We start from the raw sequence: 12,929 nt of genomic DNA, 5'->3' as shown, positions 1-12,929 counted from the left end.
GCAGCCACCCCCGCAGCAGCCTCGACAGTGGCCCTGACCGCAGCCTTGACGGCGGCCTCGTCCGGCAGGCGGCGCGGCAGCGCCTCAAGCAGGTTGAGCGTGTACTCGTGCGCGGGCCGCGTCAGCACCCGGTCCACCGGGCCGGTTTCGATGGCGAGCCCGCGCCGCATCACCAGCACGCGCTCGGTATAGGCCGCGACCAGCGCCAGATTGTGGCTGATAAAAATCAGCGCGGTGCCCTCCTCGCGCGTCAACGCCATCATCAGGTCGAGCACTTCTTTCTGCACCACGCAGTCGAGCGCCGTGGTCGGTTCGTCGGCAATCAGCAGCTTTGGGCGCAACAGCATCACAGCGGCCAGCATCAGCCGCTGCCGCATGCCGCCGGAGAACTCATGCGGAAAGCGCTTCATGCAGCCCCGCGGATCGCGCACGCGGACCCGCTCCAGCATCGCGACCGCCTGCTCCCGGGCCTGCAAGCGGGCCACGCCGCGCCGCCGGATCAGCGCCTCGGTCAACTGCTCGCCTACCCGGAAGGCCGGATTGAGCGACACCATCGGCTCCTGGAACACCATGCCGATGCCCGTGCCGCGCATTGCCTGCCACTGCGCCGGCGTGCTGCCGAGCAGTTCGCGGCCGTCGAAGCAGGCGCTGCCTGACTCGATGCGCGCCGCGTCCGGCAGCAAGCCGAGCAGCGTCTTGCCGATCATGGTCTTGCCGCTGCCGGACTCGCCGACGATTGCCAGCGATTCGCCCGCGTGAACGTCGAAACCGATGTCCTGCACGACCGGCCGCGCAGTCCCGCTGCGGTTCGGAAACGCTATCGTCAGATCGCGCAGCGCGAGCAGGGGCGCGTGACCGGCGCTGCGCCCGCCCTTTGTTTCGACCCTGGCCTCGGGGCGGTCATCAGGCAAATGGCTGAAACCGGCGAATGGATCGCCGACGGCGTCACTGCGGCTCAGGCTCATGCGAGGCCCCCTTTCATGCGCGGATCGAGCAGATCGCGCAGCGCGTCGCCGAGCAGGTTGATGCCGAGCAGTGCGAACGAAATCATCGCACCCGGGAAGATTGCCAGCCAGATTGCGTGATCCATCGCACTGCGGCTATCGGCCAGCATGCCGCCCCAGGTCGGCGCGGGCGGCGGCACGCCGAGACCGAGGAAGCTCAAGGCGCTTTCGGCCAGCAAGGCCGAGCCGAACAGCGTCGTCGAAAACACCAGCAGCGGTGTAACGCAGTTGGGCAGCACGTGGCGGCCGAGGGTCCACAGCGCGCCGTTGCCCATCACCTGCGAGGCGATCACGAAGTCGCGCTGCCGCATCGAAAGCGCACCGGCGCGGGCAGTGCGCGTCACCGCCGGCGTGTAGGCGAGCCCGAGCGCCAGCACGAGGCCCCATTTCGACGGTCCCAGCACGGTCATGATGCCGAGCGCGAGCAGCAAGCCGGGAAACGCCATCAAGGCTTCGACGAGCATCATCACGAGCCGGTCGGTCCAGCCTCCGGCGTAGCCCGAGACGATGCCGATCAGCGTGCCGGCGACAAGCGCAAACAGCACCGACGCGCCGCTGATGGTCAGGCTCACGGTCGCACCCGCCATGATGCGCGAGAAGACATCGCGGCCGAACTCGTCGGTACCGAACCAGTGTTGCGCGGAAGGCGCCGCGAAGCGCGCGAACAGATCGACATCGATCGGGTTGTACGGCGTGTGCACGAGCCCGGCCAGCGCAACCACCAGCATCACGCCCACCAGCACGCTGCCGAGCAGCAGATTGATACGCTTGAACAGTTTCATATCAGAGCTTCACTCGCGGATCGAATACCGGATACAGCAGATCGACGATCAGGTTGACGAGCACATACAGGAGTGCAATCAGCAGCAAACAGCCCTGCACCACCGGGTAGTCGCGGGCATAGATGCTTTCGACCAGCAGGCGCCCCATGCCGGGCAGCGTAAACACGGTCTCGATCACCGCCGCACCCGCCAGCAGATGACCGAGGATCAGACCGATCACCGTCAGCGCCGGGCCGAAGGCATTGGGCAGCACGTGGCGCAGCAGCACGCGCCGCTCCGAGAGCCCCTTGGCGCGAGCGTGCGCCACATATTCGAGGCGCAGCACTTCGATGGCGCTCGCCCGCATCATCCGTGTGACCGCGGCGATCTCGGTGAGGACAATGGCGATCACCGGCAGTACGAAATAACGGACGGTGCCCCAGCCTACCTGCGCGAACGTCTCGAGACCAAAGGTCGGCAGCCAGTGCAGCTTGACGCCGAAGACCCAGATCAACAGGATGCCGACCCAGAAACCCGGCATCGACACCAGCAGGATGGTGGTAAAGACAATCGCAAAGTCGGTGCGGCGGTTTTGTGCCCAGGCGGCAATCAGGCCTGCCGGAATCGCGATCAGGCAGGCAAAGAAAGTGGCGGCCAGCACGATCTGCGCGGTAACCGGAAAGCTCTCGCGGATCAGTTCGAGCACCGGCTGATGCCGCACCACCGACATGCCCAGGTCTCCATGCAGCAGATGCGTCACCCACAGCACGAACTGCTCCGGCACCGAGCGGTCAAGGCCGAGCGAATGGCGCATCTGGGCGAGCAGCACCGGATCGTCGATATCGCCGAGCATGAGCGTCGCGGGGTCGCCTGGAATCGCGCGGATCATGCCGAACGCGAGCAACGCGACAATCAGCACGGTCGGCACCGCCATCGCGAGCCGCCTGAGAACATACGAGATCATTGCGAAGCCTCCTGCACAGGCGCGACGCGCTTCACGTTAAAGAACCGCACCCGCTCGAGCGACCACGTCTGGAAACCCTGCAAACGGCTGCTCACCAGCCACAGGTTGGGCGAGTCGAACAGCACCAGCATCGGCGTGTCGGCAATCATCAGCTGGTGGATCTGATCGAACGTCTGCTGGCGCCGCGCCGGGTCCGACACGCCGTCGATGCTCCTGAGCAGCGCGCGGGCCGCCGGGTTCTCCCACTGCGCCATCGGCGTCTTCGACTTGTCGCCGAGCACGTCGCCGTATATCTGCGCAGGGTCGAGGCGCGACGAATACTCGAACGCCATCATCTGGAACTTGCCCGAACGGAAATCGGCGAGTTGCTTGGCCCATTCGACCACGTCGAGTTCGGCATGAATGCCGGCCTTCGAAAGCAGCGACTGCATATAGATGCCGAGCCGGAACATCTCCGGATAACGCCGGTTGACTTCGATGCGCAGCGTCTGCCCACGGTAGCCTGCGGCGTTCAGCAAACGCTTCGCCTCGGCGAGATCGAACGGATAGCCGGCGGCGTCGCTGGCATCGTGCAAGCGGTCGACGGTGGGCACCAGCGACGGGTTGTAGCTCGCCTGACCATTGCTCACCGCGCTCGCCACATTGCGCAGATCCACCGCCAGCGCGATCGCGCGGCGCATGCGCGGATCGGCCAGCAACGGGTCGCGCGTCTGCATCAGCATGAGCGTGGGGGCCGCACCCGGGCCGGCCACCTCGTGCCAGCGCGGATCGGGTTCCGGCTGATCGTCCTCGTCAATCGACATCGCATCGATCTGCCCCGACAGCAACGCCGATTTCTGGGCCGCCGCGTCGGGAATCGTGACGAAGCGCAGCGGCGCATAGGCGGTCTTGGCCCCGGCCATGCCGTCGGGCGGCTCGGGGCGCGGCTTATATTGCGCAAACGGCGTCAAGCGCACGTACTGGCCCTTGCGCCATTCGCTGAACACGTATGGGCCGGTTGCGACCGGCTTGAGCCAGTGGCCCTGCGCATCCACACTGCTCGGATGCAGCACCGCCAGCGGGCAGCGCGGGTTGGCCATCTGGGTCAGAAACAGGGCATACGGATGGTCCAGCTCGAACACCACGGTGCGCGGGTCGGGCGTGCGCACCGCCAGCACCTTTACGCCCCGCTGACCCGAAAAGACGCTGCGGCACTCGAAACCCGAGTGCGGATTCATCAGGTAGTCGAAGCTCCATTTGACCTCCGCCGAGGTCACCGGCGCGCCGTTGTGAAACAGCACGCCGTCGCGCAGCCTGAACGTGTAGGTGGTGCCGTCGGGCGAAATGGTCCAGCTATCGGCGAGCATCGGGCCAATCGACATGTCGTTCTTCAGCGCCACCAGCGACTCGACCACGTGGCCGAGGATGTCGTCGGTGCTGGTGTTGCGCGACTGGTTGCCGGGCATCGAGGTCGGCGTATCCGTGCCCTCGGCGAAGCGGATTTCGGGCTGCGAGCCGGCCGGCTCGGCGGCCAGCGCCTGCCGCACCGGCCACCCGGCCAGTATGACCGGCACGGCCAGTAAGGCTGCGCCAGCCAGCAGACCGCACGCGAGCCTGCGCACCGCCACGCTTGCGACGCCGAACCGGTCCATGCCGCGCCTCACAGCCGGTACTCGACGAACTCGCGATTCTCGTAAGGCTTGCGCGCAATCCACATCGTGCGGCCTTCGGGGTCCATCAGCGTGGTGGCGACGGTGGCCGAGATGCTGTCGTGGCTTGCGGCTTTCGGCCAGCGCAGCACGCTATCGGGCTTGCCGAAATCGTCCGCGAGGATCGCTTTGGCGATCTGCCAGTCGATCTTGCCGCCGCCCTCCTGAGCGGCCAGCAAAGCCGCCGTGACGCGGCGCTGCCGGTACAGCGTATCCGGGCCCGACTTGAGTCCGAGATCTTCGAGCTTGGTGCGCGCCACCGGACACATCCAGTGATTCGCGTGCACCAGGATATGGTTTTCCGGCGTCAGCCAGAAAATCTCGTCAGGCGCACATTCGAGATCCACGGCCTCGCCGCCCGCGTGCCCGAGCAGCAGATTGTTCGAGCAGAAGCGGCGCGTATTCCAGACCACCTTCATGGCCGCCGCAATACTCCCGGCTTCGAGCATCTTGCGCCGCACCAGCACGAGCGGCACATCGGCGGGACGCTGGTAGTCGCGGTTCGAAGTCAGGAAATTGCCGCTCAGCGACACGCCCGCGCTGTTAAAACCGTGCCGCGCGAGACTGCCGGCCTCGGTAAAGGTCAGCAGGTCCGGACCGTCGCTGCGGCGCATGCGCAGCACGATGCCGGTATCGACGCACTCCTCGCGCCAGTCCCAGTTGTGGCCATGCATCAGCCGGCCCGTCGCGCTCGCCGGCGGCAGCACGATAAAGCCGGTGCAGCCGTCATCCAGCGCGCCGCGCGCCCGCGCAATCTCGTTGTGGCCGAACATCATCTCCGTGCGGCAGTTGATCAGGATGATGTCTTCCAGCTCGACCTGCGCCCCCGCCGCGATGCCGCGCATCTCCTCCAGATAGGCCGGCTCGAAGGCGGCGATGGCGGGCGCCATGGCGCCCGCCAGTTCGCGCTGGCGCGCGACGCCGACGCCGCGCCGTTCGAGTTGCTGGCGATACAGCGCGACGCTGCGCAGCACGCGCTCGGGCACGGCACGGCCGTGCGCGGCGCCGCGCTCGAAAGGATCGCCGTCGACCTCGACGAGCGGAAAAGCCTGGGATGCGGACATATTGCCTGGACTCCTGGTAGCAAGGTTGTTGGGTTGAACTGTACTAAAAACAAATTAAATTCAATATCAGGATTTGTAACTGCGAGGGAAAACCCCTAAATTTCTTGTTTATGGCCTTGGGGCGCTCTCCATATGTTGTTTTTATTTCAATTTTAGATCAATATGCATGTACTTTTTGGTCAAGAGATACAGCCCCATGCAGACCCCGTCCAACCCTGCCGATACCGCCGCGCCGCCGTCCTTCGACGCCTACTGGATGCCCTTCACCGCGAATCGCCGCTTCAAGCGCGCGCGTCCTCCTCTGTTCGTGGAAGCCGACGGCATGTACTACCGGCGTGACGACGGCAAGCAGGTGCTCGACGGCATCGCCGGCCTGTGGTGCGTGAACGCCGGCCACCGGCGCCGCGAGATCGTCGATGCAATTGCCGCCACCGCGTATCAGCTCGACTACGCTGCTTCGTTCCAGATGGGTCATCCGCTCGCCTTCGACTACGCGGAGGAACTGCTCGAGGAAGCACCGGACGGTTTCAGCAATGTGTTTTTCTCGAACTCGGGCTCGGAGGCGGTCGACACCGCGCTGAAAATCGCGCTCGCCTATCACCGTGCGCGCGGCGAGGGGCAACGGGTGCGGCTGATCGGGCGCGAACGCGGCTACCACGGGGTCGGCTTCGGCGGACTGTCGGTGTCGGGCATTGCGGGGCATCGCAAGGCGTACGGCAACCTGCTGCCCTTCGTCGATCATCTGCCCAGCACCTATAACCGGGCGGAGATGGCGTTTTCGCGCGGGCAGCCGAATTGGGGCGCTCACCTCGCCGACGAACTGACCCGCCTGATCGCCTTGCACGACGCCTCGACCATTGCCGCGGTGATCGTCGAACCCGTGGCCGGCTCGACCGGCGTACTCGTGCCGCCGCGCGGCTATCTGGAGCGGCTGCGGCAGATCTGCGACGCGCACGGCATCCTGTTGATCTTCGACGAAGTGATCAGCGGGTTCGGCCGCGTCGGTGCCTCGTTCGCGGCAAAGCGGCTGGGCGTGACGCCCGATCTGATCACCAGCGCCAAAGGCTTGACCAATGGCGCCGTGCCGATGGGCGCGACCTTCGTGCGCGAGCACGTCTATGAAGCGATGATGCAGGCGCCGGCCGACAGCATCGAATTCGCGCACGGCTATACCTATTCAGGCCACCCGCTCGCTTGCGCGGCGGGGCTCGCCGCGCTTGGCATCTACCGGCGCGAGCAGTTGTTCGAACGCGCCAATGCCTTGCACTCGCAATGGGAAAACGCCGCACATGCATTGCGCGGCTGTCCCGGTGTCGTGGATGTGCGCAATTTCGGCCTGCTGGCAGCGGTGGAACTGGCTTCCGTGCCGGGCGCGCCGGGCAAGCGCGGCTTCGACGTGCATACGCGTTGCCTTGAGCGCGGCGTGCTGATCCGCTCGTCCGGCGACACGATGCTGCTCTCTCCGCCGCTCATCATCGAACCGGCGCAGATCGATACCCTGTTCGGCACGCTGGCCGAGGTGCTCGAAGCTAGCCAGGTGGAGGTGACGCAATGAGCGCACAGCACAGCACAACGCAGCGCACCACGGCGCACCGCTTCGCCGGCATTGCCGGCGTGACACGCGAATCGACATGAAGCACGCGTGAAAGGCCACCGGGACCGCACTGAGCCCCACGTACCGGTGCTGCGCCGAACGGGTAAAATCGTCGGCGCCCAAGGCCGACATCCTCTACCTGTCCTCGATGAACTCACCTGATTCCACCGCCGACGCTTCGAATTTCAGTCCGCTGCAAGTGGACCTGGCGCGCCGCATCAGCCAGCGGATCGTCAACGGTGAACTGCAGCCCGGGCAGCATCTGTCCGAGAACGCGCTCGCCGACGAATTTCAGGTGTCGCGCACGCCGGTCCGCAAGGCGCTGCAGTTGATCGCTGGCCACGGACTCGCAGATTTTCGCGCCCAGGAAGGTGTGTTCGTCACGCAAACGCCGCCGCAAAGCGTGCCGCGTTTTGGCGACAACATCACGAGCGACGAGCTGTGCCGTCAGATGCTGGACGACTACGCCCATGAGCGCCTGCCGATCGCATGGACAGAGAAAGATCTGCTGGAGCGCTACGGCGCATCGCGCAGCGTATTGACCAAGGCGCTCGTACAACTTGCTTCGGACAGCCTGATCGAAAAGCGCAAAGGCCACGGCTGGCGCTTTTTGCCGTCGATGAATACGCCGGACGCGATGTCGGAGAGCTACCGTTTTCGCATGATCATCGAGTGCGGCGCGATCCGCGAGCCGGGCTTCCGGGTCGACCCGGTGCAGCTGGCGCGCTTGCGCGAAGCGCATCAACGCCTGATCGACCACCCCAACGAGCCGCTAGGCGCCGCCGAGCTGTTTGCGCTCAATGCCGAGTTTCACGAGATGATCGCGCGCTTCTCCGGCAATCGCTTTATCTTGCAGGCGGTGCAGCAGCAGAACCAGATGCGGCGGCTCGACGAGCACGTCGCCCACCTCCGCGGTCCATGGCATGTTGTGTCATGCACTGAGCATCTGCAGATTATCGATGCGCTCGAAAAGGGCGATTTCGACTGGGCCGCGGCGCTGATGCAGCGGCACCTGACGCAGGCGAGAACGCGCTCGCCGCAGCGCTGAAAATGAAGCCGCGCTCGCGATCCATGATGTAACGCCTGACGCCCCAGACAGCCGCGCTCGCTCGCCCTGTCACATCCGCGCAACGTTGGACGGTTAGCTTGCTTGCATTACACCAAGAACCGTCCACCCAATGACATCGCCGTCAGAGCGTCCCCGACAGTCGCGCGGCAGCTGCTTGAAGGCTGCCTATGTGAGCGCCATGCTGAATGCTGCTCTGATGATGATGCAGATCGTCATCGGCCGCTTCGCGCATTCCGACGGCCTAGTGGCGGACGGCATTCATACGCTTAGCGATCTCGCCGCCGACGGCGTTGTCATCGCGGTGATCTTTTTCGGCACAGCTACCGCAGCCGGCCGGCGTGCCGCCAGTGCCGACGGCAGCTTCCATGCCTCGCTCGCCAACCTGTTGATCGGCGTGCTGCTGATCGGCACTGCCGGCGAGATGCTGTGGCATAGCATCGAACCCGCCACCATCCAGAGCGTCAGTGCGATCGTGCGTGCAAGCGCGTTCGGCGTGGCGGTCTTCGTGATGCTCGCCAAGGAAGCCCTGTTCCGCTATATGCGCGCCGAAGCCCAGCGCAGCCATTCGAACGTGCTGCTGGCGAGCGCATGGCATGCACGGGTCGACGCGGTATCGGCGCTGGTCGCGACGCTCGGCATTCTCGGCAGCATGGCGGGCATGCCGATGCTCGACCATGTCGCCGCGGGTGTGATCGGCCTGATGATCCTGCGCATGGGCTACAGCAATTGCTGGACGGCGCTGAAGGATCTGGCCGCGCGGCCGCTCGGCGGCACGGCGGAGCAATGAAGACGGTCGCCGTACGCGGCGTGCCTTGGGTTGGCCCCGGCTTTGCCGGGTTGGGGTTTGGTGGGCTCGGCTTTACCGGGCTCGGCTTTACCGGGCTCGGCTTTACCGGGCTCGGGTTTGCCAGGCTCGGGTTTGCCAGGCTAATGAGCGCCGCACTGCGGCTTGCCAGGCTCGGGTCTGCCAAACTCCTGCGCGCCTTGCTCAGGGCGACCTCAGGTCTTGCCCGTGCCCTGCTCAACCAGTTGGCCGCGCAAGCGTTGCTTGACGCGACCTGCCGTTTGTGATCCTATTACGGCCATGTTTGCCGCACAGACCCTGCTATCCCTCCTACTACTAGCCCGCTCTACCGGGCTAGGTCTGCTGCTACGCGCTTCCTGCATCTAACGCATCTGAAGCGTCACTAACTCCCAAGCTTTGCTGACCTTGCCCCGGTTGCCAACCGGCGGCCGCGCTTCGTCCCGTTTCTTTCGTTCCTCTTGTTCCTCTTGTTCCTCTTGTTCCTCTTGTTCCATTTGCGGTCCCTGAACCCTTTGCCGTTTTTTCTGAACTCACGAGCCCATCATGTTGAAAAATCCTGCCACCAAGTACCGCCCTTTCACTCCCGTCAACTTGCCTGAGCGCACCTGGCCGTCGCGCACCATCACGCGTGCGCCGATCTGGATGAGCACCGACCTGCGCGACGGCAATCAGGCGCTGTTCGAGCCGATGAACGCGCAACGCAAGATGCGCATGTTCAAGACGCTGGTGCAGATCGGCTTCAAGGAGATCGAAGTGGCGTTTCCGTCGGCCTCCGAAACCGACTTCAACTTCGTGCGCGAACTGATCGAGGGCGGCCACATTCCGGATGACGTGACGATCGAAGTGCTGACCCAGGCGCGCGACGACCTGATCGAGCGCACCTTCGAATCGCTGCGCGGTGTACCGCGTGCGATCGTGCACCTGTACAACGCCACCGCACCGGAATTCCGCAAGATCGTGTTTGGACTCGAACGCAGCGGCGTCAAGCAGTTGGCGGTGAACGCGGCACGCACCATGCAGCGGCTCGTCGACGCCCATCCGGAAACGTCGTTTACGCTGCAGTACAGCCCCGAGACCTTCACCGCCACCGAACTCGATTTCGCCAAGGAAGTCTGCGACGCCGTGTTCGATGTCTGGCAGCCGACGCCCGAGCGCAAAGCCATCGTCAACCTGCCGGCCACCGTGGAAGTCGGCACACCGAATTTCTATGCGGATCAGATTGAGTGGATGCACCGCAACCTCGCACGGCGCGACTCGCTGGTGCTGTCCGTTCATCCGCACAACGACCGCGGCACCGCCGTCGCCGCCGCTGAACTGGCGGTGATGGCCGGCGCCGATCGCGTGGAAGGCTGCCTGTTCGGCAATGGCGAGCGCACCGGCAACGTCGACCTCGTGACGCTGGCGCTCAATCTGTACACGCAGGGTGTCGATCCGGGCCTCGACTTCTCGCATATCAACGAAGTCGCCCACACCGCCGAGGAGTGCACGCAATTGCCGGTGCATCCGCGCCACCCGTATGTGGGCGACCTCGTGTTTACCGCATTCTCAGGATCGCACCAGGACGCCATCAAGAAAGGCTTCGCGGTGCAGAAGGACGACGCGCTGTGGGAAATGCCCTATCTGCCGATCGACCCGCGCGATCTGGGCCGCACCTACGATTCGATCATCCGCGTCAACAGCCAGTCGGGCAAAGGCGGCATCGCCTATCTGCTCGAGCAGACTCATGGCGTGGTGCTGCCGCGCCGGCTGCAGGTCGACTTCAGTTCGGCTGTCCAGCAACTGACCGACGACAGCGGCCAGGAAGTCAGCGCACAGCAGATCTGGGAAGTGTTCCAGAACGAGTATGTGCGCAGCGAGGCGCCGCTGCGCTACATCGGCCATACGCTGTCCGAAGACGCGGGCCGCGAGCGCATCAAGCTGACGGTGGAGATCGCAGGCGAGCGCACCGTGCTGGCCGGCGAAGGCAATGGTCCGCTCGACGCCCTGATGCACGCGCTGCGCACGCCGGTGCGCATCCAGCACTACGAGGAGCGCGCGCTCACGCAAGGCGCCGACGCCAAGGCGATTGCGATTGCCGAAATGGCCGGTGCACAGGTGGTGGGCAGCGCCTTCGGCGTGGGCATTGACGCGAATCTGATTACCGCGTCGATCCGTGCGGTGATCAGCGGCATCAACCGGGCCTATGCGCGCTCAGATGCCGACGCGCAAGCGCATTTCTTCGACGCCGTGCTGCATGAAGTGGGGCGCGCTGCATGAAGTGAGTTGCGCTGCGCGAGGTGAGTTGCCCTGCGTGAAATGCGTTGTGCCGTCGAGCGCGGCAACGCGCTACACGCAGGCCGGGGCCGTGCCGCACATCAAAAGTACGGCCCCTCCCGCATCCACTTCGTCATGATCCATTTCTCGCCGCCCAGCACCGGCGCGCCGCCGTGCAGGGTGAGCGGGTCGAGCTGGCGCTGGCCGTTCAGGTAGCGGAAATACACGGCGCCGCCTTGCTTGCCGGCCACCGATAAGCCCGCATCCGGAAAAATCGTTTCGCCACCGTCTGCGACATCGTTGAGGTAGACGATCAGGGTCGCCACCCGCTGGCCGCCGCGAGCCGTGTGCACCGCGCTGCCGGGCTGATCGGGCGGGAAGTAGTCGAAATGCGGCCGGTACTCGCCGCTCGTGTTGTAGTGCAGGATCTGCAAACCCTCGCCGTTCTCCACCGGCCAGTTCATCAGGCTGGCAATGCGCTGATCCAGCCGCTCGATCAACGCGTCTTCATCGCGCTGAAACCAGATGCCCTCGCTGGTGCGGTTGCGGATTACGTCCTCCTGGCCGGTTTCCGGATTGACCGTGGTGGAACGCCTGAGCCGATGCCGCGAACGCTCGATCAGCTCAGCGCACTCATCCGGCGCAAGCACGTCGCCGAACACGATCACCTGCGGCCGCTCGCAGCGCATCAGCACCTTCACGTCGCGATCGAACGCGTGAATCAGGTTGCCGCGCGCCACCGGCGCCGCGTCGTAGTGGTAAGCACGCGAAGCAGGTTTGACGACGCTCGCCTGCACACCGGCGCCGGTCTGGACAACGCCCGGCGCCCCGGCGGGGCCCGCGGCGTCGGCCACGTCCACACCGTGGGCCGTGCCTCGGGCTGTCAGCGCGCTGACCGCATGCTGCACCGCAGCGCTCGCGGACAGCGAATCGAAACCGGCCCGCACCATGGCATCCACCATCGAATCCACGGTACAGCCACGCTTCGCATTGGTGGCCAGCCAATCTTCCCAGGCCGCATCCACGACAGGCATCGTTGCTCGTCCTATTGGTGTTGACGGATGTTCAAGGGTGGACATCCGCGTTGACGGTTCGGCGCGCGGCGTGCCGATGGCCGCTTACGCTGACGAAATACTGCATCATCGGGGCGGCCTCATGCAAGCTGGCCGGATGGCCAGGCCGTCCGGCCGTTTTTCAGCCGCGTTTCAGTCCCGCTTTTCAGCCATGTTTCGCCCGATAAGCGTCAAGCCCCTTGCGTGCCTGCGCGCGAATCGCACGCTGTGCCGCGGGCGTCCAGCCGAGCAAGGCGCCCTTGAAGCCCAAAGCCTGCCGCGACCAGCGCCATAGATCGAAACTGTCGCGATGCTCGGCGATGCGCCCGTCGCGAAACACGAACTGCGCCTGAATCCGGTTGACCACCGTGCGGCCCGTCTGGCTGAACAGATAGCGCGCCGCCCAATGCGCGCTACCGGTACGTTCGTTGGCTTCGACCGTGTCAAAGATCAGGGAAAACTCCTGAGCGCGTTGCACCAGCATGCGCCACATGTCGCGGGCTTCTTCGCCGTGCAGTTCGCCGAAAGCCGGATCGCTGAAGACCACGTCGTCGGTATAGCACGCGCCCATCGCTTCGGCGTCGCGCTTCTGGAAGGCTTTGTAAAAGCGCTGGATCAATTCAGCGTTGGGATGGCTCATTTTTAGTGTTGTTCCCGTTATGGACGAATTGGAGT

13 protein-coding genes are annotated in these 12,929 nt (G+C 64.9%); 5 read left to right on the top strand and 8 right to left on the bottom strand.

Features of this window, described 5'->3' with window-relative positions:
• From FFS45_RS37380 to FFS45_RS37360, 5 genes are all read right to left on the bottom strand, one after another.
• Nucleotides 1–965: ABC transporter ATP-binding protein (locus FFS45_RS37380; RefSeq protein WP_137959658.1), on the bottom strand; the 965-nt coding region annotated here is incomplete at its 3' end.
• Nucleotides 962–1,786 (bottom strand): ABC transporter permease, encoded by an 825-nt coding sequence (locus FFS45_RS37375; protein ID WP_137959657.1) that lies wholly within the window; start codon nucleotides 1,784–1,786, stop codon nucleotides 962–964. The genes FFS45_RS37375 and FFS45_RS37380, both read right to left, overlap by 4 nt.
• Nucleotide 1,787: 1 nt before the next feature.
• On the bottom strand, nucleotides 1,788–2,729 hold the full coding sequence (locus FFS45_RS37370) for an ABC transporter permease (RefSeq protein ID WP_137959656.1): 942 nt from the start codon (nucleotides 2,727–2,729) through the stop codon (nucleotides 1,788–1,790).
• Nucleotides 2,726–4,360 carry an ABC transporter substrate-binding protein gene (locus FFS45_RS37365; RefSeq protein WP_137959655.1) on the bottom strand — a complete coding sequence of 545 codons (1,635 nt, stop codon included), beginning with the start codon at nucleotides 4,358–4,360 and terminating at the stop codon, nucleotides 2,726–2,728. Before FFS45_RS37365 ends, FFS45_RS37370 begins: the two co-directional genes overlap by 4 nt.
• Nucleotides 4,361–4,368: 8 nt before the next feature.
• Nucleotides 4,369–5,481, bottom strand: a complete 1,113-nt coding sequence (locus FFS45_RS37360) for a C45 family peptidase (protein WP_137959654.1) — start codon at nucleotides 5,479–5,481, stop codon at nucleotides 4,369–4,371.
• A 196-nt stretch (nucleotides 5,482–5,677) separates the two neighbouring features.
• On the opposite strand from FFS45_RS37360, the gene FFS45_RS37355 reads away from it, so the two are divergent.
• From FFS45_RS37355 to FFS45_RS42005, 4 genes are all read left to right on the top strand, one after another.
• Nucleotides 5,678–7,036 (top strand): aspartate aminotransferase family protein, encoded by a 1,359-nt coding sequence (locus FFS45_RS37355; RefSeq protein WP_137959653.1) that lies wholly within the window; start codon nucleotides 5,678–5,680, stop codon nucleotides 7,034–7,036.
• A gap of 187 nt (nucleotides 7,037–7,223) precedes the next feature.
• Nucleotides 7,224–8,123: a GntR family transcriptional regulator gene (locus tag FFS45_RS37350; protein ID WP_137959652.1), complete on the top strand. Its 900-nt coding sequence runs from the start codon at nucleotides 7,224–7,226 to the stop codon at nucleotides 8,121–8,123.
• Between the two features lie 199 nt (nucleotides 8,124–8,322).
• A complete protein-coding gene (locus FFS45_RS37345; RefSeq protein WP_249363090.1) occupies nucleotides 8,323–8,931 on the top strand; it encodes a cation transporter in 609 nt (202 codons plus the stop codon).
• On the top strand, nucleotides 8,928–9,215 hold the full coding sequence (locus FFS45_RS42005; protein WP_171029866.1) for a hypothetical protein: 288 nt from the start codon (nucleotides 8,928–8,930) through the stop codon (nucleotides 9,213–9,215). Before FFS45_RS37345 ends, FFS45_RS42005 begins: the two co-directional genes overlap by 4 nt.
• A gap of 96 nt (nucleotides 9,216–9,311) precedes the next feature.
• Here FFS45_RS42005 and FFS45_RS42850 read toward each other — a convergent pair whose 3' ends face one another.
• Nucleotides 9,312–9,443 (bottom strand): hypothetical protein, encoded by a 132-nt coding sequence (locus FFS45_RS42850; RefSeq protein ID WP_283204790.1) that lies wholly within the window; start codon nucleotides 9,441–9,443, stop codon nucleotides 9,312–9,314.
• Between the two features lie 49 nt (nucleotides 9,444–9,492).
• Here FFS45_RS42850 and leuA point away from each other — a divergent pair, with 49 nt between their 5' ends.
• Entirely contained in the window at nucleotides 9,493–11,205 is a 1,713-nt protein-coding gene (gene leuA / locus FFS45_RS37335; protein WP_137959649.1) for a 2-isopropylmalate synthase, read from the top strand.
• Nucleotides 11,206–11,303: 98 nt separating this feature from the next.
• Here leuA and FFS45_RS37330 read toward each other — a convergent pair whose 3' ends face one another.
• Nucleotides 11,304–12,236, bottom strand: coding sequence for a 2OG-Fe(II) oxygenase (locus tag FFS45_RS37330; RefSeq protein WP_137959648.1), 933 nt, complete (start codon nucleotides 12,234–12,236; stop codon nucleotides 11,304–11,306).
• Between the two features lie 184 nt (nucleotides 12,237–12,420).
• Entirely contained in the window at nucleotides 12,421–12,894 is a 474-nt protein-coding gene (locus FFS45_RS37325; protein ID WP_137959647.1) for a nuclear transport factor 2 family protein, read from the bottom strand.
• Nucleotides 12,895–12,929: the final 35 nt, after the last annotated feature.

The organism is Burkholderia sp. 4M9327F10 (assembly GCF_005503145.1).
In the GTDB taxonomy this organism is placed as follows: Bacteria; Pseudomonadota; Gammaproteobacteria; order Burkholderiales; family Burkholderiaceae; genus Paraburkholderia.
Note: the sequence above shows the minus strand (reverse complement) of the source record. Positions and strands in the feature narration are given on the sequence as shown.

Coding starts and splice junctions, on each gene's coding strand:
- FFS45_RS37370 (WP_137959656.1), bottom strand. CDS start 2,729: ATGATCTCGTATGTTCTCAGGCGGCTCGCGATGGCGGTGCCGACCGTG.
- FFS45_RS37355 (WP_137959653.1), top strand. CDS start 5,678: ATGCAGACCCCGTCCAACCCTGCCGATACCGCCGCGCCGCCGTCCTTC.
- FFS45_RS37375 (WP_137959657.1), bottom strand. CDS start 1,786: ATGAAACTGTTCAAGCGTATCAATCTGCTGCTCGGCAGCGTGCTGGTG.
- FFS45_RS37345 (WP_249363090.1), top strand. CDS start 8,323: ATGCTGAATGCTGCTCTGATGATGATGCAGATCGTCATCGGCCGCTTC.
- FFS45_RS42005 (WP_171029866.1), top strand. CDS start 8,928: ATGAAGACGGTCGCCGTACGCGGCGTGCCTTGGGTTGGCCCCGGCTTT.
- FFS45_RS37330 (WP_137959648.1), bottom strand. CDS start 12,236: ATGCCTGTCGTGGATGCGGCCTGGGAAGATTGGCTGGCCACCAATGCG.
- FFS45_RS42850 (WP_283204790.1), bottom strand. CDS start 9,443: ATGGAACAAGAGGAACAAGAGGAACAAGAGGAACAAGAGGAACGAAAG.
- FFS45_RS37365 (WP_137959655.1), bottom strand. CDS start 4,360: ATGGACCGGTTCGGCGTCGCAAGCGTGGCGGTGCGCAGGCTCGCGTGC.
- FFS45_RS37325 (WP_137959647.1), bottom strand. CDS start 12,894: ATGAGCCATCCCAACGCTGAATTGATCCAGCGCTTTTACAAAGCCTTC.
- leuA (WP_137959649.1), top strand. CDS start 9,493: ATGTTGAAAAATCCTGCCACCAAGTACCGCCCTTTCACTCCCGTCAAC.
- FFS45_RS37360 (WP_137959654.1), bottom strand. CDS start 5,481: ATGTCCGCATCCCAGGCTTTTCCGCTCGTCGAGGTCGACGGCGATCCT.
- FFS45_RS37350 (WP_137959652.1), top strand. CDS start 7,224: ATGAACTCACCTGATTCCACCGCCGACGCTTCGAATTTCAGTCCGCTG.